The sequence below is a fragment of the Pseudomonas sp. JC1203 genome (assembly GCF_056175065.1).
This window is the reverse complement of record NZ_JBWCAM010000014.1, coordinates 69852-91243: the sequence shown is the minus strand read 5'-3', so window position 1 is coordinate 91243 and position 21392 is coordinate 69852. Positions and strand designations below refer to the sequence as shown.

Genomic DNA, 21392 nt, shown 5'->3' with positions numbered 1-21392 from the left:
CATACAATCAAGATCACAAGCCAGATCAACAGCAGATCAAAAGCCAGATCAAAAGCCAGATCAACAGCAGATCACAAGCAGATCAACATCGCAGCCAGGTCAAGATCGGCAGGTGGGGTAAATTCCTGTTTGCTGTACTCGTTCTCCGTTGACCCCCGTCATTTTTCTTTCATTGCCAAGCGCTATGCTGTCAATGACCCCAACGAGAGGACAATAGAATGGATGAGTACCAGGAAGAACTGCTGGAATCACGCGCCGTCGAGCTGGACCCGCTGGAGCCCGCCGAAGACGCCACCGAACTATAACGCCCGCATGCTCAAGCGCCGATAATCCCCGGGCGTCTGCCCCGTCCAGCGCTTGAACGCGCGCGCGAAGGCTTCCGCCGAAGCAAACCCCAACAGAAAGGCGATCTCGCCGAAGGCCAGCTCCGTGTCACGGATGTAGGCCATGGCCAGGTCGCGCCGCGTGTCATTGAGGATCGCCCGGAACTGGGTGCCCTCATCGGCCAGCTTGCGCCGCAAGGTCCAGGTCGGCAGTTTCAGCCGCGCCGCCACTTCCCCTAGATCCGGCTCCCGCCCACCGTTGAGCAACGGCCCCAGCAACTGGCTGATGCGTTCGCCAAGGCTGCGCGTGCGCGTGCGTTGTTCAAGCTCCTGCTCGCACAGGCTCAGCAGGTATTTGTAGGTGCTGGGGCAATGGTCCGGGTTGCGCAGGGCCAGGTTGGCCAGGCTCAGGCGCACCTGGTTGTGTTCGGCGCCGAAGTTGACCGGGCCACTGCTGAGGCACTGGTACTGTTCGGCGTAGGCGGGCAACTCATACTCCACCTCGATACGCTCGGCGCGCAACGGCTGGCCGCACAGGGTGCCCAGCTGCTGCAGCCAGCCGCCCAGCACCGAGTCCACCACGAAGCGGTTGTAGGCGTTGTAGGGGCTGATGGAGTAGAAGCGCAGCCAGGCGCCGCGTGCGTCTTCGTGCAGGCTGGACTGGCCGCGGTAGTTGGACTGGTTCAGTGGTGCGAAGCGAATCAGCGTGCGCGCGGCCTCGCGCACGGTAGGCGCCTGGGCAGCGGTGACGCCAGCCAGGCCGGCCTGGGGCAGGCGGCACAGGCTGCCCATGCGCAGGCCCAGGGCCGGGTCGCCGGTGAGCTGGATGGCGGCGTGGCCCAGGCGCATGTAGCGCGGTATCGACAGCCGCGCGCCGGCTTCCGCCAGGCGCGAGGGGTCCAGGCCGTATTGCAGAAGCAGCGGGGCGGGGTCCTGGCCATGGCTGGCCACCGCGTCCGCCAGGGCGTGTATGAAGCCTACGGACAGGTCGCCCAGTCTTACCGGTTGGCTAGGCATGGGCCTACAGCCACAGGTTGATCAGCCGCGCGCCGCGGCCGTCATCGGTGGGGTGGGTGTGGCCGTCGTGGTTGGCAAAGCTCTGGCCGTCGCTGAACTGGTCCCAGAACTGCCCGCGCAGGAATACGCTGACGCTGGCGCGGGCCTTGCTGACTGGCTCGCGGCTGGCGTGGGCCAGGCGTTGCCAGGCCTCGCCCTCGCTGACTTCGCCGGGCTTGATGCCCAGTTGCTCGGCGTCGGTGCGCTCGGGGTTGCCGCGCCAGGGTTCGCGCCACACGTCCTTGCCGTTGAGGGCGGCGGGCACGGCGATCAGTTCGCAGCCCTTGGCGTCGAGCTGGGCGTAGTTGGCCGGGTACCAGCTGTCGCTGCCAATCAGTACGCCCAGGCGCCCGGCCGGGGTGTCCAGCACCTGCAACTGCGGCTCGGGGCTGGCCTGCACGTAGCGGCGCTGGACGAAATCGGGGTACAGCTGGCGCTGGGGTTGGCCCAGGGGTTTGCCGTCGGCACCGAACACCAGGCTGACGTTGTACAGGCCGCCACTGCCGGTTTCCAGGGTGCCATCGCGCAGCTGTGGGTCGGGCAGGATGATGGAGCCGGCCACCAGGGTAACGCCGAACTCCCGGGCCAGGCCGCCGAACAGCTGCTGGTAGTCGCGGGCCATGCTGCTGGCCTTCATGCGCAGGCGGGTGTCCTGGGTGCGGTCGTCGCCCTTGGCCGCCAGCCAGGCGCGGGCGAACAGCAGCGGGTTGCTGTAGCCCAGCCACTGATTGGCCTCGGCCAGGTGCGGGGCCTGGTACAGCTCATCCTTCTCGCCGCGGGCCCACAGCAGCGTGCCGATGTGCTCGGGCAGCACTACCACGGTCTTGGCGCTGAGCATGCCCAGGGCGCGGGCCTGGCCGAGGTAGGCGGCCAACTTGCGGTGCAGGGTGGTGAGGCTCTGGTAGTCAGTGGCGAACAGCTCGGGCTGGATGCCCAGCAGGTTGCCGCGGTCGGCGCGCACGCCTTCATCCAGCGCCACCTGGATGCGCAGGTCGGACAGGTAATGGCCTGCTGGGCGGTCCTGGGTCCACACGGCATACGTGCCGAGGGCTACCACCAGAACGAGGGACAGCAGGCTGAACAACAATCGGGCCATGGGCTGGCGTGAAACTCCCGGGTACATGAAATGGAATGTTAGCCGCACAGGTTATCAAGGTGTGAGCCGCTTTGCGCGCCTACGGCACTGCGGTTAATGTAATGGGATAACTCAAGGAGAGACGCCCATGAAGCTGGTTGGCATGCTGGATTCGCCCTACGTTCGCCGCACCGCCATTTCCCTGGACCTGCTGGGCATTGCCTTCGAGCACGACGCCGTGTCGGTGTTCAGCACCTTTGACGCCTTCGCTGCAATCAACCCGGTGGTCAAGGCGCCGACCCTGGTGCTGGACGATGGCACCGTGCTGATGGACTCGACGCTGATCATCGATTACTTCGAGCGCCAAGCCAGTGTGGCCAACACCTTGTTGCCCAAGGCGCCGCAGCCGCTGGCGCAGGCGTTGAGCGTGACGGGCCTGGCCCTGGCGGCGTGCGAGAAAGCCGTGCAAATCGTCTACGAGCGTAACCTGCGGCCTGCCGAGAAGCTGCACCAGCCGTGGGTGGCAAGGGTTACCGGGCAATTGCTGGCGGCCTGCAGCGCGTTGGACGGGCATTGGGCCGCCGTGGCATCGGCCGCCGAACAGCGCCCGGACCAGGCGGCGGTCAGCAGTGCAGTGGCGTGGTCGTTTATCCAGCTGATGGTGCCGGATGTGGTCAAGGGCGGGGATTTCCCGGCCTTGCGTGCCCAGGCCGAGCAGTTGGAACAGAGCGCGGTGTTCAAGCGCTACCCAATGGTCTGACCCGCAGAGCGGCTGTGCTCTTGGATCAATAACTTGTCACTTTCGGTCATTGAGGCGCCTGCGTCTTGGCCGTAAATTCAACGACAGATAAACGACGGCGGGCCGGTACAGGTTACCGAGCCCACCGCATACCGTGATTTGCCTGTTGATGGAGTGACACATGGCCGCCGCTCAATACCCGCACCTGCTCGCCCCGCTGGACCTGGGTTTCACCACCCTGCGCAACCGCACCCTCATGGGCTCGATGCACACCGGCCTTGAAGAGAAGCCCGGCGGTTTCGCGCGCATGGCCGCCTATTTCGCCGAGCGCGCCCGTGGCGGCGTGGGCCTGATGGTGACCGGCGGCATCGCCCCCAACGAAGAGGGCGGTGTATACGCCGGCGCGGCCAAGCTCAGCACGCCGGAAGAAGCCGAAAAGCACTGCGTGGTGACCCAGGCGGTGCACGAGGCAGGCGGCAAGATCTGCCTGCAGATACTGCACGCCGGCCGTTACGCCTACAGCCCCAAGCAAGTGGCACCCAGCGCCCTGCAGGCGCCGATCAACCCGTTCACCCCGCGTGAGCTGGACGAGGAGGGCATCGAGAAGCAGATCGCCGACTTCGTCAACTGCGCGCAACTGGCCCAGCAGGCCGGCTACGACGGCGTGGAAATCATGGGTTCGGAAGGCTACTTCATCAACCAGTTCCTCGCCGCGCAGACCAACCGCCGCACCGACCGCTGGGGCGGCGCCTACGAGAACCGCATGCGCCTGGCCGTGGACATCGTCACCCGCGTGCGCGCAGCGGTAGGCGCGCAGTTCATCATCATTTTCCGCCTGTCCATGCTTGACCTGGTGGAAGGCGGCAGCAGCTGGGATGAAATCGTCATCCTCGCCAAGGCCATCGAACAGGCCGGTGCCACCTTGATCAACACCGGCATCGGCTGGCACGAGGCGCGCATTCCCACCATTGCCACCAAGGTGCCGCGCGCAGCGTTCAGCAAGGTCACCGCCAAGCTGCGCGGCGCGGTGCAGATCCCGCTCATCACCACCAACCGCATCAATACCCCGGAGGTGGCCGAGCAGATCCTCGCCGAGGGCGACGCCGACATGGTGTCCATGGCCCGGCCATTCCTCGCCGACCCCGACTTCGTCAACAAGGCCGCCGAGGGCCGCGCCGACGAGATCAATACCTGCATCGGCTGCAACCAGGCCTGCCTGGACCACACCTTTGGCGGCAAGCTGACCAGCTGCCTGGTCAACCCGCGTGCCTGCCATGAGACCGAGCTCAACTACATCCCCACCGCCAAGGTGAAGAAGATCGCCGTGGTCGGCGCCGGTCCTGCGGGCTTGTCCGCTGCCACCGTGGCCGCCGAGCGCGGGCACCAGGTGACCCTGTTCGATTCGGCCAGCGAAATTGGCGGCCAGTTCAACGTGGCCAAGCGCGTGCCCGGCAAGGAAGAGTTCTTCGAGACCCTGCGCTACTTCAAGCGCAAGTTGGAAACCACCGGCGTCGACCTGCGCCTCAACACCCGCGTCGACGTCGCGCAGCTGGCGGCGGGCGGCTTCGACGACATCATCCTGGCCACCGGCATCGCCCCGCGCCTGCCGGCCATCGACGGCATCGAGCACGCCAAGGTGCTCAGCTACCTGGACGTGCTGCTGCAACGCAAGCCCGTAGGCCAGCGCGTGGCGGTGATCGGCGCCGGCGGCATCGGCTTCGACGTCAGCGAGTACCTGGTGCACGAAGGCGTGGCCACCAGCCAGGATCGCGCCGCGTTCTGGAAGGAGTGGGGCATCGACACCGCCCTGGAAGCCCGTGGCGGCGTGGCTGGCGTCAAGGCGCAGCCACATGCACCGGCGCGCCAGGTGTACCTGTTGCAGCGCAAGGCCAGCAAGGTGGGCGACGGCCTGGGCAAGACCACCGGCTGGATTCACCGCACCGGCCTGAAGAACAAGGGCGTGCAGATGCTCAACAGCGTCGAGTACCTGAGCATCGACGACGCCGGCCTGCACGTGCGCATCGGCCAGGGCGAGCCCCAGGTGCTGGCCGTCGACAACGTGGTGATCTGCGCCGGGCAGGACCCGCTGCGCGAACTGCAGGAGGGCCTTGTGGCCGCCGGGCAGTCGGTGCACCTGATCGGTGGCGCCGACGTGGCGGCCGAACTGGACGCCAAGCGCGCCATCAACCAGGGTTCACGGCTGGCCGCGGAGCTGTGACCCGGTAAACTGGCAGGCTCCATGGCCTGCCAGTGACCTGCAATGACCCTTCCCGACTGGGCGCACCCTGCGCCTCTTCATCCCCTGGACCTCGGTTGGCTGCGCGCCGCCGGGGTGCAGGTGGCCATCCTGCGCCTGGACCAGATCGACCCGTTGGTCAGTGGCAACAAATGGTTCAAGCTCAGCGAACACCTGCAACGCATGCGCACCCAAGGCCTGGGCGGGGTGATGAGCCTTGGCGGCGCCCATTCCAACCACCTTCACGCCCTGGCGGCGGCAGGCAAGCGCCTGGGCTTCAAGACCGTGGGCCTGTTGCGCGGCCACCCGCAGCAGACGCCCACCGTCGAAGACCTGCAGGCATTTGGCATGGAGCTGCACTGGCTGGGTTATGCCGGCTACCGTGAACGCCATGCGCCGGGGTTCTGGCTGCCGTGGCAGGCGCTGTATCCGGATTTGTTGGCGGTGCCTGAAGGTGGCGGCGGCGAGGAGGGCGCGCGCGGCTGCCAGGTACTGCTGGCGCAGGTGCGCGCGGGGTTGCCGGCACTTGGCTGGGACGATTTTGATGCGTGGTGGCTGGCGGTCGGCACGGGCACCACGCTGGCGGGCCTGGTGCAGGCCGGTGGGCCATTCGCCTATGGCGCCACGGCGGTGCCGGGTGGCCATGGGGTGGAGGAAAACCTGGCGGCGTTGCTGGGCGAGGGCAGTGGCTTCGAACTGATCGACGCCAGCCGCGGCGGCTTTGCCAAGGTGGATGCAACGTTGCTGGCGTTCATGGCCGCCGCCGAGCAGGAAAGCGGCGTGCCGCTGGAGCCGCTGTACACCGGCAAGGCGTTGCTGGCGCTGCACGACAACCTCCACCGTTTCGCCCCGGGCACCCGCCTGGTGTTCATCCACACCGGCGGCCTGCAGGGCATACGCGCCGCCCCACACCCCACGTAGCAGCTGCCGTAGGCTGCGTCCGGCCGTTACGCGGTGTGCCTGGCGATGCGCGGTGCCCTCGGACGCGGCCTGCGGCCGCTGCTACAGGGTGCGCGCGCCATACCCCGCGTAGCAGCTGCCGCAGGCTGCGTCCGGCCGTTACGCGGCGTGCCCGCCGATGCGCAGTGCTCCCAGACGCGGCCTGGCGGCCGCTGCTACGGGATCTCCTGCGTAGCAGCTGCCGCAGGCTGCGTCCGACCGTTAAGCGGCGTGCCTGCCGATGCGCGGTGCTCCCAGACGCGGCCTGGCGGCCGCTGCTACGGGATCCCCACGTAGCAGCTGCCGCAGGCTGCGTCCGGCCGTTACGCGGCGTGCCTGCCTATGCGCGGTGCTTCTGGACGCGGCCTGGCGGCCGCTGCTACGGGATCCCCGCGTAGCAGCTGCCGCAGGCTGCGTCCGGCCGTTACGCGGTGTGCCCGCCGATGCGCGGTGCTTCTGGACGCGGCCTGGCGGCCGCTGCTACGGGATTCCCGCGTAGCAGCTGCCGCAGGCTGCGTCCGACCGTTACGCGGCGTGCCTGCCTTTGCGCGGTGTTCCCGGACGCGGCCTGGCGGTAATCAGCCGTGCTTGCGCGGCAACATCCGCACCAGGGTGTTATCACGCACCACGTAATGATGATAAAGCCCCGCCAGCGCATGCAGCCCAATCAACCAATACCCCCAGGTACCAATCTGCTCATGCCAGTGCTTGATCTGCTTGGCCGCCTCGTCGTCCGGGCCAATCAGGTGCGGCAGTTCCAGCCCCCAGAACGGCACTGGCTTGTCGGCGGCGCTGAGAATGAACCAGCCCAGCAGCGGCATGGCCACCATCAGCGCGTACAGCAGGGTGTGCATCAGGTGCGCAAGGCCGGTCTGCCAGCCCGGCGGCTTGGGCACGATTTTCGGCGCGGCGCCGGCTATTTTCACCGCCAGGCGTAGCCACACCAGCACGAACACGGTCAGCCCGGTCATGAAGTGCAGTTGCACGATCAGCGTCCGGCTGTCACTGCCCTTGGGGAAGTTGCCGCGCAACTCGATGCAGGCGTAGACAATGGCCAGCAGCACCAGCATCAGCCAGTGCAAGGCAATGGACAGGCTGCCATAGCGTGCCTCGGTGTTTTTCCAGGTCATGGGGTTTCCTCACGGTCGTTGCATCTTTTTATAGGTGGCGCATTGGGCCACAGGTCCGCGACCAGAAACAGCCGTTCGGCCTCCTCCCAGGCGCCATCGCTGGCTTGGACCAGGCGCACCAGCAATTGTGCCGGGGCCAGCGGGTCCAGCGCCTGCAGCCAGTGCTGCAGTTGCTCGGCGTCCCAGGTGTCGTGTTGTGCAAAACGTGCCGGCGCCAGCCAGGCGTGGCGTGGCAGCAGCTGCCAGCGCCCCGGCTGGCTCTGCCGGTAGAAAGCGGCCCAGTCGCGCTGGTGCAGCCACAGGCCGCGCAGGTGCCTTGGGCATGCACCCAGCGGCGGCTGCGCGGTGCCGGGCCAGGGGTACAGCAGGTAGCCGCCCAGCCACAGCTGCGCGCTGAACTGGTCGATGCCCAGCGCTGCCAGGGCCTGGCGGCTTTCGGCCCGCGCAGAAATGGGCAGCTGGTGCTGGGCCAGGTGCGAAAGCTTCAGGTCCAGGCGGTCGTGGCTGCCCGGGCCCAGCCACAAGGCAGCATTCTCGCCGTCACCGGCCTGGGGCCCCAGGTACAGCTTGATCGCCAGTTCCAGGTGGTGCGCGCCGTCGCCGTCACGCAGCAGAATGTCCAACTCGCCCAGCGTGTGGCCCTCGCGGCGGATGGGCAGGTTCGAGGCAATCAGCTCGATGCCTGGCGCCTGGCTCAGGGCAAACTGCCACAAACGCTCGTAATAGAGCCCCAGGCGACGAGTGGCGGCGCCCCGGGCCAGCCATTCCACCACCGGGCTGTGGTCGATATCCAGCGCCCGCAGCCACGCTTCCAGCCGCCAGGGCTGCGCCACCCAGTCGCTACCGGTCAGCGGGTGGCGCTGCGGCCATGGCGTTTGCGCCAGCATCGGCGGCGCCAGTATCACCCACGCCAGGTCACGCACCTGCGGCTGGCGCAAGTGGCGGGGTAGAGCGGCTAACGTCGGAAATAGAGTCATGGTGCGAGCATAGCCGGTTTGGCTTGCGACCAATCGCCCCCATACAGCAAACCTTTTTGTCCTGCCGGTTGCTTTCGCCCATAATCGACCCCACGTTTCCCAAGGCGCCGCACCGTGGCCGCGCCCGTTCCAGACCCCGCAGGAGCCCCATGGAGCAATTTCGCAATATCGGTATCATCGGCCGCCTCGGCAGTTCCCAGGTGCTTGATACCATTCGCCGCCTGAAAAAATTCCTGCTCGACCGGCACCTGCACGTCATCCTCGAGGACACCATTGCCGAAGTCTTGCCGGGGCACAACCTGCAGACCTCGACGCGCAAGATGCTCGGCGAAGTGTGCGACATGGTGATTGTCGTCGGCGGCGACGGCAGCCTGCTGGGCGCCGCGCGGGCGCTGGCCAAGCACAACGTGCCGGTGCTGGGCATCAACCGCGGCAGCCTGGGCTTCCTCACCGACATCCGCCCCGACGAGCTTGAGGTGAAGGTCGCCGAGGTGCTGGACGGCCACTACCTGGTGGAAAACCGCTTCCTGCTGCAGGCCGAAGTGCGCCGCCACGGCGAGGCCATCGGCCAGGGCGACGCCCTCAACGACGTGGTGCTGCACCCCGGCAAGTCCACGCGCATGATCGAGTTCGAGATCTACATCGACGGCCAGTTCGTGTGCAGCCAGAAGGCCGACGGCCTGATCGTCGCCACGCCCACCGGTTCCACCGCCTACGCGCTGTCGGCGGGCGGGCCGATCATGCACCCCAAGCTCGACGCCATCGTCATCGTGCCCATGTACCCGCACACGCTGTCGGGCCGGCCGATCGTGGTGGATGGCAACAGTGAGCTGAAGATCGTCGTGTCCAAGGACATGACCATCTACCCGCAAGTGTCCTGCGACGGCCAGAACCACTTCACCTGCGCCCCTGGCGACACCGTCACGGTCAGCAAGAAGTCGCAGAAACTGCGCCTGATCCACCCGCTGGACCACAACTATTACGAAGTCTGCCGCACCAAACTCGGTTGGGGCAGCCGGCTGGGAGGCACAGGAGACTGATGCTCGATCCCGCACGCAGCTACGATCTGATCGGTGACGTGCACGGTTGCGCTCATACCCTTGAGCACTTGCTCGACACCCTCGGTTACCGCAAACAGGGCGGTATCTGGCGGCACGCCCAGCGCCAGGCGCTGTTCCTGGGCGATATCATCGACCGCGGCCCACGCATTCGCGAGGCGCTGCACATCGTCCACGACATGGTCGACGCCGGCCAGGCGCACTGCATCATGGGCAACCATGAGTTCAACGCGCTGGGCTGGTGCACGCCGGCGCCGCCGGGCAGCGGCAAGCAATTCGTGCGCGAGCACACGCCACGCCACGCGCGGCTTATCGGCGACACCCTGGCGCAGTTCGAACAGCACCCCGGTGACTGGAAAGACTTCGTGCAGTGGTTCTACGACATGCCGCTGTTCATCGACGCCGGGCGCTTCCGCCTGGTGCACGCCTGCTGGGACCACAGCATGATCGAGCAGCTGCGCGGCCAATACCCGGACGGCTGCATCGACCAGCACTTCGTGCAGGCCGCCGCGGTGCCGGGCAGCTTCGCCTGCAACGTCTTCGACCGCCTGCTGCGCGGCACCGACATGCGCCTGCCCGACGGCCTGACGTTGACCGGCGGCGACGGCCTGACCCGCGCCTTCTTCCGCACCAAGTTCTGGGAAGACGACCCGCAGACCTACGGCGACATCGTCTTCCAGCCCGATGCGCTGCCCGAAGAGGTGGCGAGCACGCCGCTGTCCAGCAGCCAGAAAAACAACCTGCTGCGCTACGGTGTCGACGAACCGTTGCTGTTCGTCGGCCACTACTGGCGCAGCGGCCGGCCCTCGGCCATCCGCCCCAACCTGGCCTGCCTGGACTACAGCGCCGTGCTCTACGGCAAGCTGGTGGCCTACCGCCTGGACCAGGAAACGCTCATTGACCCGCACAAGTTCGTGTGGGTGGACGTGGAACGCGCGCAGGTGCAGCCATGAGGCCGGTCAGCGCCATGCGCCTGCCGCTGGGCACCGACCTCAGCGGTTTCGTGCAGCTGCTGACGCGCCTGCAGGTGCCGCACCGGGTCAGCGAGGAGCGCGGCGAACAGGTGCTGTGGGCCATCGACGAACAGATGGCCGCCGACATCCGCGACCTGTACCAGCGTTTCCCGGATGGCAACGCCGACATCGACCTGGGCAGCTACCAGCCGCGGCCACGCATCTCGCGGCCCAGCCTTTCCGACCAGGCCCGTGCCTGCCCGGCCACGGCGCTGGTGTTGCTGCTGTGCCTGATCGTCGCCGGCCTGACCTACCTGGGCGACAACTTCGACACCCTGCACTGGCTGACCTTCCAGGACTTCAGCTTCGACAGCGAAAACCTCTACTTCCTGCCCCTGGGCGCCAGCCTCGACGCCGGCCAGTGGTGGCGGCTGTTCACGCCCATGCTCCTGCATTTTGGCGTGTTGCACCTGGCCATGAACGCCCTGTGGTACTGGGAACTGGGCAAACGCATCGAAATCCTGCAGGGCCGCATCAACCTCATCGGCCTGACCCTGCTGTTCAGCCTGGTGTCCAACAGCGCCCAGTACTGGTACAGCGGGCCCACCCTGTTCGGTGGCCTGTCGGGCGTGCTGTACGGGCTGCTGGGCCACGTGTTCGTGTTCCAGTGGCTGGCGCCCAACAACGTCTACCGCATGCCGCGCAGCGTGATGGTGATGATGCTGGTGTGGCTGGTCATCTGCATGACCCCGCTGGTGGGCATGTTCGGCCAGATCGCCAACGCCGCCCACGTTGGCGGGCTGTTGGTCGGTTGCCTGACAGGGCTCTTGGGTGGCGCCTTCGCGCGCCGTAAACTACGCGCATAAATTCTGGAGACGCCATGACTTCCTTCGCCCACATGATCGAAAACATCACCCCCGAAATCTACGAGAGCCTGAAACTGGCCGTGGAAATCGGCAAATGGTCCGACGGCCGCAAGCTCACCACCGAGCAGAAAGAGCTGTCGTTGCAGGCGGTAATCGCCTGGGAGATGCAAAACCTGCCCGAAGACCAGCGCACCGGCTACATGGGCCCGCAGGAATGCGCCTCGAAATCGGCGCCGGTGGCGAACATTCTGTTCAAGTCGGATGCTGTCCATTGAACGAGATTGGTCGCGGTACCCTGAGCAAGATGGCCACCCGGCTCGACGAGTCGGCGGTCCAGTACAGCTTTCGCCTGGGCGACGTCGAGATTCCGGTCAATGACCTGATCGGCAAGCCCCTGCGCCTGGAATACCTGGGCGCCATCCACTGCACCCACTGTGGTCGCAAGACCAAGACCAGCTTCAGCCAGGGCTACTGCTACCCCTGCATGACCAAGCTGGCGCAGTGCGACGTGTGCATCATGAGCCCCGAGCGCTGCCACTACGACGCCGGCACCTGCCGCGAGCCGTCCTGGGGCGAGCAGTTCTGCATGACCGACCACGTGGTGTACCTGGCCAACTCGTCGGGCGTGAAAGTGGGCATCACCCGCGCCACCCAGCTGCCCACGCGCTGGCTCGACCAGGGCGCCAGCCAGGCCCTGCCGATCGTGCGCGTGGCCACCCGCCAGCAATCGGGCCTGGTGGAAGACCTGTTCCGCAGCCAGGTGGCCGACCGTACCAACTGGCGCGCGCTGCTCAAGGGCGACGCTGCGCCGGTGGACCTGCCCCTGGTGCGCGACATGTTGTTCGACACCTGTGGCGCCGGCCTGTCGATGCTGCAGGAACGCTTCGGCCTGCAGGCCATCCAACCCTTGCATGACACCGAAGTGCTGGAGATCCGCTACCCGGTCCAGGCCTACCCGGCCAAGATCACCAGTTTCAACCTGGACAAGAATCCTGTCGCCGAGGGTACGCTGCTGGGCATCAAGGGCCAGTACCTGATCTTCGACACCGGCGTGATCAATATTCGCAAATACACGGCGTACCAGCTCGCCGTGCATCAGTAGAAGGATGTCAGCATGCGCACCGAACAGCCGAAAATGATTTACCTCAAGGACTACCAGGCCCCTGAGTACCTGATCGACGAAACGCACCTGACCTTCGAGCTGCACGACGACCATACCCTGGTCCACGCGCAGCTGGTCATGCGCCGCAACCCGGCGCGCGGGCCCGGCCTGCCGCCACTGGTGCTGGACGGCCAGCAGCTTGAACTGCTGTCGGTCAGCCTGGGCGACGTGGAACTGGGTGCTGCCGATTACCAGATCGACGACAGCCACCTGACCCTGCACCCCACGGCAGCCACCTTCACGCTGGACACCAGCGTGCGCATCCACCCCGAGACGAACACGGCGCTGGAAGGCCTGTACAAGTCCGGCAGCATGTTCTGCACCCAGTGCGAGGCCGAGGGCTTCCGCAAGATCACCTACTACCTCGACCGCCCGGACGTGATGAGCAAGTTCACCACCACGGTCAGCGCCGAGCAGCACAGCTACCCGGTGCTGCTGTCCAACGGCAACCCGATTGCCAGCGGCCCCGGTGAAGACGGCCGCCACTGGGCCACCTGGGAAGACCCGTTCATGAAGCCGGCGTACCTGTTCGCCCTGGTGGCCGGTGACCTGTGGTGCGTGGAAGACAAGTTCGAGACCGCGTCCAAGCGCGACGTCACCTTGCGCATCTACGTCGAGCCGGAAAACATCGACAAATGCCAGCACGCCATGACCAGCCTGAAGAAATCCATGCGCTGGGACGAAGAGGCCTACGGCCGCGAGTATGACCTGGACATCTTCATGATCGTTGCGGTCAACGACTTCAACATGGGCGCCATGGAGAACAAGGGCCTCAACATCTTCAACTCCAGCGCCGTGCTGGCCCGCGCCGAGACCGCCACCGACGCCGCCCACCAGCGCGTCGAGGCCATCGTCGCCCACGAATACTTCCACAACTGGTCGGGCAACCGTGTCACCTGCCGCGACTGGTTCCAGCTGTCGCTGAAAGAAGGCTTCACGGTGTACCGTGACGCCGGTTTCTCCTCGGACATGAACTCGGCCACGGTCAAGCGCATCCAGGACGTGGCTTACCTGCGCACCCACCAGTTCGCCGAAGACGCCGGCCCCATGGCCCACCCGGTGCGCCCGGACAGCTTCATCGAGATCTCCAACTTCTACACCCTGACCGTGTACGAGAAGGGCGCCGAAGTGGTCGGCATGCTCCACACCCTGCTGGGCGCCGAAGGCTTCCGCAAGGGCAGCGACCTGTACTTCGACCGCCACGACGGCCAGGCCGTGACCTGCGATGACTTCATCAAGGCCATGGAGGATGCCAACGGCGTCGACCTCACCCAGTTCAAGCGCTGGTACAGCCAGGCCGGCACCCCGCGCGTGCAGGTCAGCGAGAGCTACGACGCTGCCGCCAAAACCTACAGCCTGCACTTCCACCAGACCTGCCCGGCCACCCCGGACAAGGCTGAGAAGCTGCCGTTCGTGATTCCCGTGGCGCTGGGCCTGATCGACGCCCATGGCAACGACCTGCCGCTGCAACTGGCCGGCGAAAGCGCGCCGGTGGGCACCAGCCGCGTGCTGTCGGTGACCGAGGAAGACCAGACCTTCACCTTCCACAACATCGACGCCAAGCCGCTGCCGTCGTTGCTGCGCGGCTTCAGCGCGCCGGTGAAGCTGAGCTTCGACTACAACCGCGACCAGCTGATGGTGCTGATGCAGCACGACAGCGACGGCTTCAACCGCTGGGATGCCGGCCAGCGCCTGGCCGTGCAGTGCCTGCAGGAGCTGACCGCGCAGTACATGGACAACAAGCCCATGGTGCTCGACCCACGGCTGATCACCGCCCTGGGCACCGTGCTGGCGAACCACAGCCTGGACCAGGCCATGGTCGCCGAGATGCTCTCGCTGCCGAGCGAAGCCTATCTGGCCGAGCTCAGCGACCGCGCCGAAGTGGACGCCATCCATGCCGCCCGCGAATTTGCCCGCGCGCAAATTGCCGAGCACCTGTACGGCGCCCTGTGGCAGCGTTACCAGGCCAACCGCGCCATCTCGCGCGAGACCGCCTACGTACCGGAAGCCGAGCACTTCGCCCGTCGTGCGCTGCAGAACATCGCCCTGTCGTACCTGATGCTCACTGCCAAGCCTGAAGTGCTGGAAGCCACCCTTGAACAGTTCGACGCCTGCGACAACATGACCGAGCGCCTCACCGCGCTGGCCGTGCTGGTCAACTCGCACTTCGACGCCGAGAAAGCCAAGGCCCTGGAAAGCTTCGCCGAGCACTTCAAGGACAACCCGCTGGTCATGGACCAGTGGTTCAGCGTGCAGGCCGGCAGCACCCTGCCAGGCGGCCTGAAACGCGTGCAGGCGCTGATGGAACACCCGGCGTTCACCTTGAAAAACCCCAACAAGGTGCGCGCCCTGATCGGTGCCTTCGCCCAGCAGAACCTGGTCAACTTCCACGCCGTGGACGGCTCGGGCTACCGCTTCCTGGCGGACCTGGTCATCCAGCTGAACGCCCTGAACCCGCAGATCGCCTCGCGCCAACTGGGCCCGCTGACCCGCTGGCGCAAATACGACCCGCACCGCCAGGCGCTGATGCGCGGCGAGCTGGAGCGCATCCTGGCCTCCGGCGAGCTGAGCAGTGACGTGTATGAAGTGGTGAGCAAGAGCCTGGCGTAAGCTGGCTGTTGTTTAATCAGGCGCCGCACCTGCCTTGCAGGGCGGCGCCTTTTTTGTGCGTTGCCGGACGCGGTGTTTGACGCGACACGTCCCGTAGCAGCGGCGGGGCGGCCATCCGCCGCAGGCCGCGTCCGGGCACCACGCCAAATCAACCATCAAGAATCCCCACCCGCCGCCGATACGTCCCAACGCCCCCTGGACTTTTCGGCTGACATTCATGAAGCAGTTTTTCAACAAGCCTTACCTGTTACCCACCCTCATTTCCCTGGTGCTGCTGGCCGTGGTGTCGTTGTGGCTGAGCCCGGCGCTGGACGTGCTGGCCCTGGCGCGCGACCTGCGCTGGCTGGCGGTGCTGGCGCTGTTCCTGTACAGCCTGTTCTGCTGGGCGTGCATTTCCCTGGGCCGCTGGGGCGAGGTGGCGTGGAAGCGCGCCGACTACCTGTGGCTGGGCTGCGTGGCGCTGGCGCTGGTGGTGCAGGCGGCGGGCGAGGGCAGCCTGCGCTGGGTGGCCACGGCGTTGCTGCTGGTGCTGGCGCTGGCGTTGCGCGCGGCCAAGGTCAAGGCCGAGGTGTTGCTCAAGACCCCGCGCCGCCAGCCGGTGTGGCTGATCCTCAACCAGCGCCTGGAAATTCCCTCCGAAGGCCGCCTCGACATGAAGGCCCAGCGCGCCAAGGTGCGCCTGGTGCAGCTGCTGCGCGACTGGCGGGTGGGCAAGTTTCCCCTGGCCCATGTGCAGGTGGCGGCCAAGGCCCCGGACCTGCTGGCCAGCTCGGTGGTGGAGGTAAAGCCGCGCTTCAGCGAGCCGGAATTCACCTACGACTTCCAGCACTCGCTGGAGGCCACCGACCTGGGACGCTGGATCCTTGAACAGCCGGTGAACACCGTGTACCTGTTCGGCGAAATCAACTCGACGTTGCTGGCCCAGCTGTTCCGCTGGGGCAAGGACCACGCCCTGGAAGTGATCATCGACGGCGGCGTGACGCTGCTCAACGAAGAGCACGCGCTGGCCTGAACAACGGTGATAGAGTGGGAATTGATCGCTAGCTATCTATTCCCCTCAGGAGTGCCGTTCATGAAGCTGAAACGCCTGTTCACCGCATCCGGCCTGGCCCTGGCCGTGCTTGCCAGTGGCGGCCTGCACGCCGCCGACGCGCAGCCCACGGGCGTGCGCGGGGCCATCACCGCCATCAACGGCGACGACCTGCAGGTGAAGACCAACCGCGGCGAAGACGTGGTGGTGCACCTGACGCCCGACACCCAGGTGCGTGGCGTGACCCTGGCCAACATCGCCGACATCAAGCCGGGCAGCTACGTCGGCTCGGCCGCCATTCCCCAGGCCGACGGCACCCTCAAGGCCCTGGAAGTGCATGTGTTCCCGCCGTCCATGGCCGGCACCGGCGACGGCCATCGCGCCTTCGACCTGGCCGCCAACAGCAGCATGACCAACGGCAGCGTCGGCGACCTGGTGGTGGCCAACGGGCGCACCATCACCGTGAAGTACAAGGGTGGCGAGCAGAAGATCCTGGTGCCGGACGACGTGCCGGTGGTCAACCTGGTGCCGGCTGACCGCAGCCTGCTCAAGCCGGGGGTGAAGATTGTGCTGTTCGCGCAGAAGGCGGCGGACGGCAGCTACACCGCGAAGGCCATTTCCGCTGGGGAAAATGGCCTGAAACCGCCGATGTAATGGTTGTGCCGGACGCAGCCTTCGGCAGCTGCTACAGGGGGGCTGTAGCAGCTGCCGCCAGGCTGCGTCCTGGCTTGCGCAAGCGCACCACCAGGCCATACAGCAACGGCACGAAGAACACCGTCAGCACCGTCGCCGACAGCATCCCGCCGAACACGCTGGTGCCGATCGCCCGCTGGCTGGCCGAACCCGGGCCGGTGGCCAGGGCCAGTGGCAGCACGCCGAACATGAACGCCAGCGAGGTCATCACGATGGGCCGCAGGCGCATGCGCGCCGCGTCCAGTATCGACTGGTGCAGGCTGGCGCCCTGGCGGTGCAGGGTCTCGGCCACCTCGATAATGAGGATGGCGTTCTTCGCCGTCAGGCCCATGATGGTGATCATGCCCACCTTGAAATAAAGGTCATCGGGCATGCCGCGCAAGTGCGTGGCAGCCAGCGCCCCCAGCAGCCCCAGCGGAATGGCGAGGATCACCGCCAGTGGCATCGACCAGCTTTCATACAGCGCCGCCAGGCAGAGGAAAATCACCAGCACCGACAGCCCGAACAGCAGCGGCACCTGGTTGCCCGACAGGCGCTCCTGGTACGACTGCCCGGCCCACTCGTAGCCCACGCCCACCGGCAGCTGCGCCACCAGCGCGCCCAGCGCATCCATGGCCTGGCTGGTGCTGTAGCCCGGCGCCGGCTGGGCGCTGATGGCCATGGCCGGGAAGCCGTTGAAGTGATCGATCTGCAGCGCGCCCAGGGTCCAGCGCATGCTCACGAAGGCACTGAGCGGCACCATGTCACCGTTGCCGTTGCGCACCCGCGCCTGCAGCAGGCTGTCGGCGGCCTGGCGGTCGCGGCCCTCGGCCTGCACCAGGATGCGCCGCACCTGGTTCTTGTAGATGAAGTCACCCAGGTACTGCGAGCCATAGAGGGTGGCCAGGGTGTCGTTGATCTCGCTGACCGCCACGCCCATGCTCTGCGCCTTGACCCGGTCGATGCTCACGCGCAACTGCGGCGCGTCGTCCTGGCCGGAGAATGACACGTCGGCCAGCACCGGGCTTTTGGCGGCCAGCGCCAGCAGTTGGTCCTTGGCCGCCAGCAGTGCGTCGTGGCCCAGGCCGCCGCGGTCCTGCAGGCGCAGGTCGATGCCCTCGGTGCGGCCCATGGACGGCAGCGGCGGGGTGTTCAGCGCCTTCACCGTGGCCTTGGGCTGGCTGGCGGTGCCATTGGCGAAATGGCTGTTGATGCGCTGCATGATCGCGTCCACCTGCTGGTCGGGCTGCTTGCGCTGCGCCCAGTCGATCAGCGTTGGCCACACCATGGCCGCGTTCTGGCCGTCGCCGAAATAGCTGAAGCCTTGCATGGCGAAGCGGCTTTCGATGTTCGCGTCCTGGGCCATGAAGCGCTGCACCTCGTCCACCACCTGGCGCGTGTCGGCCTGGGTGGCGCCCGTGGGCAGCTGGATCACGGTGGCGAAGTTGCCCTTGTCTTCCTTGGGCAGGAAACCGCCCGGCAGGTAGGCGAACAACAACGCGCACACGCCCAGCAGCCCGGCGTACAGCAGCATGAAACGCAGCGGCCGGCGCAGGAAGGCGTCCAGTGCCCGCAGGTAACGGTCGGCGAACGCCTGGCTGGCGCGCGCCACGCGGCCAGGGCTGGCGCGGTGGTTGGCAGGCTTGAGCAGCGTGGCGCACAACGCCGGGGTCAGGCTCAAGGCCAGGAACGCCGACAGCGCCATGGGCACCGCCAGGGCCACGGTGAACTGCCGGTAGATCTGCCCCACGGCGCCCGGGAACAGCGCCATGGGCACGAACACGGCGGTCAGCACCAGGGTGATGGCGATGATTGCGCCGCTGATCTGCCCCATGGCCTGCAGGGTGGCTTCGCGCGGGCCCACGCCTTGCTCGGCCATGATTCGCTCGACGTTCTCCACCACCACGATGGCGTCGTCCACCAGAATGCCGATGGCCAGCACCATGCCGAACAGCGTCAGCACGTTCAGCGAAAAGCCCAGCACCAGCATGGCCGCGCAGGTGCCGGCCAAGGCGATGGGCACTACCAGGCTGGGGATCAGCGTGGCGCGCCAGTTGCCGAGGAATAGCCACATCACCGCGAATACCAGCACCATGGCTTCCACCAGGGTGTAGCCAACCTTGACGATGGACAGGTGCACGAAGGTCGAGGTGTCGAAGGCGGTGTGGTAATGCAGGCCTGGGGGGAACTCCGGCGCCAGCTCGGCCAGGGTGGCCTTGATGGCGTCGGCGGTCTGCAGGGCGTTGGCACCGCTGGCCAGCTTCACCGAGATGGCACCGGCGTAGCGGCCGTTGAGGAACGCCGGGTAGTCGTAGTTCATGCCGCCCAGCTCCACCCGCGCCACGTCGGCCACGCGCAGGGCCGAACCGTCCGGGTTCACGCGCAGGGCAATGGCGCCGAACGCCTGGGGCGTGTCCAGCTCTTCCTGCACCGCCAGCGGCGCGGTAATCGCGGTGCTGGCCGGCGAGGGCGGGGTGCCGATGGCGCCCAGGGTGATGCGCTGGTTCTGCAGGCTGATGGCGTTGACCAGCTCGGTGGTGGTGATGCCGGTGGCGGTCAGGCGTTGCACGTCGGGCCAGATGCGCATGGCGTACTCGGGGCTGTACACCTCGACGCCGCCCACCCCTGGGGTGCGCAGCAGGGCGGGGCGCACCACGCTGGTGGCGTAGTCGCCCAGCTCGATGTCATCGACGTTGGGGTTGTCGGCAGTCAGGGTCACGAACATCAGCTCGTTCTGGCCGCTTTGCTCCACCGTCAGGCCCTGGCGGCGCACGCTCTCGGGCAGGCGCTCCTCCACGCGCTTGAGGCGGTTCTGCACTTCAACGGCAGCCAGCTGGGTGTTGGTGCCGGTCTCGAACGAGAGGTTCAGCTCGATGGTGTTTTCCGAGCTGCTGGAGGCGAAATACAGCAGCCCCGGAATGCCGCTCAGCTCACGCTCGATCACCGCCGTGACGGTACGCTCGGCCACCTCGGGCGAGGCGCCCGGGTAGCTGGCGGTGATGCCCACGCGGGGCGGCGCGACGTTGGGGTACTGCTCCATGGACAGGCGCGTGGCCGCGCCCAGCCCGGCCAGCAGGATGACAATGGCGATGACCCAGGCCATGACCGGCCGGGCGATAAAAAAGGCTGACATGCAATTCCTTATGAGCGATCGGCTACCGTGCCGGTGTCGGCGGAAGGTTTCACGGCCACGGCCTGGCCGTCACCCAGGGCGCCGCCGTCGAGAATCACCTGTTCACCGCCGGCCAGCCCGGCGCTGACCCGCCATTGGCGGCCCTGCAGGGTCTGGGCCTGGACGTTGACCTGGCGCGCGTGGCCATCCTTGAGCACCATCACATAGGCGCCGTTGCGGGTGCGGGTCAGCGCCTGCTGCGGGATCAGCACGTCGTGGTGGCCGCCGGCACGTTCGAATTCCACCTGCACGTACAGCCCGGGCAGTAGCAGTTGTTCGGGGTTGTCGAACTGCGCGCGCAGGGCCACGGTGTCGGTCTTCGGGTCTACTGCGGTGTCGGTGAACAGCAATTTGCCGGCACGCTTGTACAGGCTGCCGTCGCTCAGGCGCAGGGTCACGCGGGCGGCGCCGGGGCTGTCCTTGAGCGCCTCGCCCAACGCCAGGAAGTCGCTGGCCGGCTGCGAGAAGTTGACGTAGATAGGGTCCAGTTGCTCCACGGTAGTCAGCGGCGTGCCTTCGTCCTGGCCCACCATGGCGCCCTCGCTGACCAGCGCGCGGCGGGCGCGGCCGGCAATTGGCGACTTGACGCTGGCGTAGTCCAGTTGCAGGCGCGCGCTGCGCACCTTGGCCGCCGCCGACAGCACCGCGGCCTTGGCGCGCTTCTCGGCGAACAGGTCCTGGCGGCTTTGCTGCACGCTGATGGAATTGTCCACCACCAACTGCTGCGAGCGGTGGGCAATGTCGCTGGCCGATTCGGCGGCCACGCGCGCTTGCGCAAGCTCGGCCTCGGCGGCGGCGAGGTCGGCGGCGAACGGCGCCGAGTCAATGCGGAACAGCAGGTCGCCGGCCTTCACCGCCGCGCCCTCGGTGTAGGTGCGCTGTTCGACGATACCGGCCACGCGGGCGCGGACCTCGGCAGTGCGGAAGGCTTCCAGGCGCCCGGTGAGCACCGTGGTGCGCGGTTCCAGCGCCGGCGTGGCGGTGGCCACGTCCACGGCAATCGGCCCGGCGGCCGCCGCCTGGGTGGGTGAAGCAGGCTTGTCGCAGCCCACCAGCATCCCGCTGGTGGCAATCGACAGGACCAGGGCTTTTAGCGTGGGCGTGAAGCTGGGCATGGTCGTACTCGGATGGGCTCTCTTCATGAGAGGGGTGGGGCGTGAAGAGCAATGGCTGTGCCAATGTAGAAAGGACGAAACAATTGGCCGCTGGATTACTGTGGGTGTCGCTTTTATGCAATTACCTGGAACGAAGGTGCCAGGGTTGGCACCATGTCGGAGCGTATAACTTGTGGGAGCTGGCTTGCCAGCGAGCTTTTGGGGCCATCAACAGCTCGCTGGCAAGCCAGCTCCCACAACGGGGGTGTTGTCACTGCTGGGTGTAGATCTGGTCGAACA

At 66.7% G+C, this 21392-nt stretch carries 17 protein-coding genes; 11 read left to right on the top strand and 6 right to left on the bottom strand.

Features of this window, described 5'->3' with window-relative positions; all coding sequences use genetic code 11:
- Nucleotides 1-299: 299 nt before the first annotated feature.
- Both AC0SZ7_RS20585 and AC0SZ7_RS20580 read right to left on the bottom strand, forming a co-directional pair.
- Nucleotides 300-1340 carry an AraC family transcriptional regulator gene (locus AC0SZ7_RS20585; RefSeq protein ID WP_475506122.1) on the bottom strand — a complete coding sequence of 347 codons (1041 nt, stop codon included), beginning with the start codon at nucleotides 1338-1340 and terminating at the stop codon, nucleotides 300-302.
- 4 nt (nucleotides 1341-1344) lie between these two features.
- Nucleotides 1345-2475 carry a nitrilase-related carbon-nitrogen hydrolase gene (locus AC0SZ7_RS20580; protein ID WP_475506121.1) on the bottom strand — a complete coding sequence of 377 codons (1131 nt, stop codon included), beginning with the start codon at nucleotides 2473-2475 and terminating at the stop codon, nucleotides 1345-1347.
- A gap of 127 nt (nucleotides 2476-2602) precedes the next feature.
- Here AC0SZ7_RS20580 and AC0SZ7_RS20575 point away from each other — a divergent pair, with 127 nt between their 5' ends.
- From AC0SZ7_RS20575 to AC0SZ7_RS20565, 3 genes are all read left to right on the top strand, one after another.
- Nucleotides 2603-3214 (top strand): glutathione S-transferase, encoded by a 612-nt coding sequence (locus tag AC0SZ7_RS20575; protein ID WP_475506120.1) that lies wholly within the window; start codon nucleotides 2603-2605, stop codon nucleotides 3212-3214.
- A gap of 160 nt (nucleotides 3215-3374) precedes the next feature.
- Entirely contained in the window at nucleotides 3375-5411 is a 2037-nt protein-coding gene (locus AC0SZ7_RS20570; RefSeq protein WP_475506119.1) for an oxidoreductase, read from the top strand.
- Nucleotides 5412-5453: 42 nt separating this feature from the next.
- Nucleotides 5454-6350, top strand: coding sequence for a 1-aminocyclopropane-1-carboxylate deaminase/D-cysteine desulfhydrase (locus AC0SZ7_RS20565; RefSeq protein ID WP_475506118.1), 897 nt, complete (start codon nucleotides 5454-5456; stop codon nucleotides 6348-6350).
- Nucleotides 6351-6946: 596 nt separating this feature from the next.
- On the opposite strand, the gene AC0SZ7_RS20560 is transcribed toward AC0SZ7_RS20565, so the two are convergent.
- Nucleotides 6947-7498: a cytochrome b gene (locus AC0SZ7_RS20560; RefSeq protein WP_475506117.1), complete on the bottom strand. Its 552-nt coding sequence runs from the start codon at nucleotides 7496-7498 to the stop codon at nucleotides 6947-6949.
- Nucleotides 7495-8475 carry a DUF1853 family protein gene (locus AC0SZ7_RS20555; RefSeq protein WP_475506116.1) on the bottom strand — a complete coding sequence of 327 codons (981 nt, stop codon included), beginning with the start codon at nucleotides 8473-8475 and terminating at the stop codon, nucleotides 7495-7497. The genes AC0SZ7_RS20560 and AC0SZ7_RS20555 overlap by 4 nt, the downstream gene beginning before the upstream one ends.
- A gap of 149 nt (nucleotides 8476-8624) precedes the next feature.
- Between AC0SZ7_RS20555 and AC0SZ7_RS20550 the strand changes: the two genes are divergently transcribed.
- The 8 genes from AC0SZ7_RS20550 to AC0SZ7_RS20515 all read left to right on the top strand — a co-directional run bounded on the left by AC0SZ7_RS20550 (nucleotide 8625) and on the right by AC0SZ7_RS20515 (nucleotide 16808).
- Nucleotides 8625-9515 (top strand): NAD(+) kinase, encoded by an 891-nt coding sequence (locus tag AC0SZ7_RS20550; RefSeq protein ID WP_416425987.1) that lies wholly within the window; start codon nucleotides 8625-8627, stop codon nucleotides 9513-9515.
- On the top strand, nucleotides 9515-10486 hold the full coding sequence (locus AC0SZ7_RS20545) for a metallophosphoesterase (protein ID WP_475506115.1): 972 nt from the start codon (nucleotides 9515-9517) through the stop codon (nucleotides 10484-10486). Before AC0SZ7_RS20550 ends, AC0SZ7_RS20545 begins: the two co-directional genes overlap by 1 nt.
- Nucleotides 10483-11352 (top strand): rhomboid family intramembrane serine protease, encoded by an 870-nt coding sequence (locus tag AC0SZ7_RS20540; RefSeq protein ID WP_475506114.1) that lies wholly within the window; start codon nucleotides 10483-10485, stop codon nucleotides 11350-11352. The genes AC0SZ7_RS20545 and AC0SZ7_RS20540 overlap by 4 nt, the downstream gene beginning before the upstream one ends.
- A 14-nt stretch (nucleotides 11353-11366) precedes the next feature.
- The gene (locus AC0SZ7_RS20535; protein ID WP_008371636.1) at nucleotides 11367-11627 is read left to right on the top strand and encodes a YeaC family protein; all 261 of its coding nucleotides are present in this window, start codon (nucleotides 11367-11369) and stop codon (nucleotides 11625-11627) included.
- A complete protein-coding gene (locus AC0SZ7_RS20530) occupies nucleotides 11624-12454 on the top strand; it encodes a DUF2797 domain-containing protein (protein WP_475506113.1) in 831 nt (276 codons plus the stop codon). Before AC0SZ7_RS20535 ends, AC0SZ7_RS20530 begins: the two co-directional genes overlap by 4 nt.
- A gap of 12 nt (nucleotides 12455-12466) precedes the next feature.
- A complete protein-coding gene (gene pepN / locus AC0SZ7_RS20525; protein WP_475506112.1) occupies nucleotides 12467-15124 on the top strand; it encodes an aminopeptidase N in 2658 nt (885 codons plus the stop codon).
- Nucleotides 15125-15341: 217 nt separating this feature from the next.
- Entirely contained in the window at nucleotides 15342-16136 is a 795-nt protein-coding gene (locus tag AC0SZ7_RS20520) for a hypothetical protein (RefSeq protein ID WP_475506111.1), read from the top strand.
- A gap of 60 nt (nucleotides 16137-16196) precedes the next feature.
- Nucleotides 16197-16808 (top strand): DUF5666 domain-containing protein, encoded by a 612-nt coding sequence (locus AC0SZ7_RS20515; protein ID WP_475506110.1) that lies wholly within the window; start codon nucleotides 16197-16199, stop codon nucleotides 16806-16808.
- A 31-nt stretch (nucleotides 16809-16839) separates the two neighbouring features.
- On the opposite strand, the gene AC0SZ7_RS20510 is transcribed toward AC0SZ7_RS20515, so the two are convergent.
- Together AC0SZ7_RS20510 and AC0SZ7_RS20505 are read right to left on the bottom strand one after the other, a co-directional pair.
- Nucleotides 16840-19959 (bottom strand): multidrug efflux RND transporter permease subunit, encoded by a 3120-nt coding sequence (locus tag AC0SZ7_RS20510; RefSeq protein ID WP_475506109.1) that lies wholly within the window; start codon nucleotides 19957-19959, stop codon nucleotides 16840-16842.
- A gap of 8 nt (nucleotides 19960-19967) precedes the next feature.
- Complete coding sequence (locus AC0SZ7_RS20505; protein ID WP_475506108.1) at nucleotides 19968-21113, bottom strand: efflux RND transporter periplasmic adaptor subunit; 1146 nt, start codon at nucleotides 21111-21113, stop codon at nucleotides 19968-19970.
- Nucleotides 21114-21392 lie beyond the last annotated feature (279 nt).

Excerpts from the sequence above, each read along its gene's own strand:
- AC0SZ7_RS20585 (WP_475506122.1), bottom strand. The coding sequence starts at position 1,340 with ATGCCTAGCCAACCGGTAAGACTGGGCGACCTGTCCGTAGGCTTCATA.
- AC0SZ7_RS20580 (WP_475506121.1), bottom strand. The coding sequence starts at position 2,475 with ATGGCCCGATTGTTGTTCAGCCTGCTGTCCCTCGTTCTGGTGGTAGCC.
- AC0SZ7_RS20575 (WP_475506120.1), top strand. The coding sequence starts at position 2,603 with ATGAAGCTGGTTGGCATGCTGGATTCGCCCTACGTTCGCCGCACCGCC.
- AC0SZ7_RS20570 (WP_475506119.1), top strand. The coding sequence starts at position 3,375 with ATGGCCGCCGCTCAATACCCGCACCTGCTCGCCCCGCTGGACCTGGGT.
- AC0SZ7_RS20565 (WP_475506118.1), top strand. The coding sequence starts at position 5,454 with ATGACCCTTCCCGACTGGGCGCACCCTGCGCCTCTTCATCCCCTGGAC.
- AC0SZ7_RS20560 (WP_475506117.1), bottom strand. The coding sequence starts at position 7,498 with ATGACCTGGAAAAACACCGAGGCACGCTATGGCAGCCTGTCCATTGCC.
- AC0SZ7_RS20555 (WP_475506116.1), bottom strand. The coding sequence starts at position 8,475 with ATGACTCTATTTCCGACGTTAGCCGCTCTACCCCGCCACTTGCGCCAG.
- AC0SZ7_RS20550 (WP_416425987.1), top strand. The coding sequence starts at position 8,625 with ATGGAGCAATTTCGCAATATCGGTATCATCGGCCGCCTCGGCAGTTCC.
- AC0SZ7_RS20545 (WP_475506115.1), top strand. The coding sequence starts at position 9,515 with ATGCTCGATCCCGCACGCAGCTACGATCTGATCGGTGACGTGCACGGT.
- AC0SZ7_RS20540 (WP_475506114.1), top strand. The coding sequence starts at position 10,483 with ATGAGGCCGGTCAGCGCCATGCGCCTGCCGCTGGGCACCGACCTCAGC.
- AC0SZ7_RS20535 (WP_008371636.1), top strand. The coding sequence starts at position 11,367 with ATGACTTCCTTCGCCCACATGATCGAAAACATCACCCCCGAAATCTAC.
- pepN (WP_475506112.1), top strand. The coding sequence starts at position 12,467 with ATGCGCACCGAACAGCCGAAAATGATTTACCTCAAGGACTACCAGGCC.
- AC0SZ7_RS20520 (WP_475506111.1), top strand. The coding sequence starts at position 15,342 with ATGAAGCAGTTTTTCAACAAGCCTTACCTGTTACCCACCCTCATTTCC.
- AC0SZ7_RS20515 (WP_475506110.1), top strand. The coding sequence starts at position 16,197 with ATGAAGCTGAAACGCCTGTTCACCGCATCCGGCCTGGCCCTGGCCGTG.
- AC0SZ7_RS20510 (WP_475506109.1), bottom strand. The coding sequence starts at position 19,959 with ATGTCAGCCTTTTTTATCGCCCGGCCGGTCATGGCCTGGGTCATCGCC.
- AC0SZ7_RS20505 (WP_475506108.1), bottom strand. The coding sequence starts at position 21,113 with ATGCCCAGCTTCACGCCCACGCTAAAAGCCCTGGTCCTGTCGATTGCC.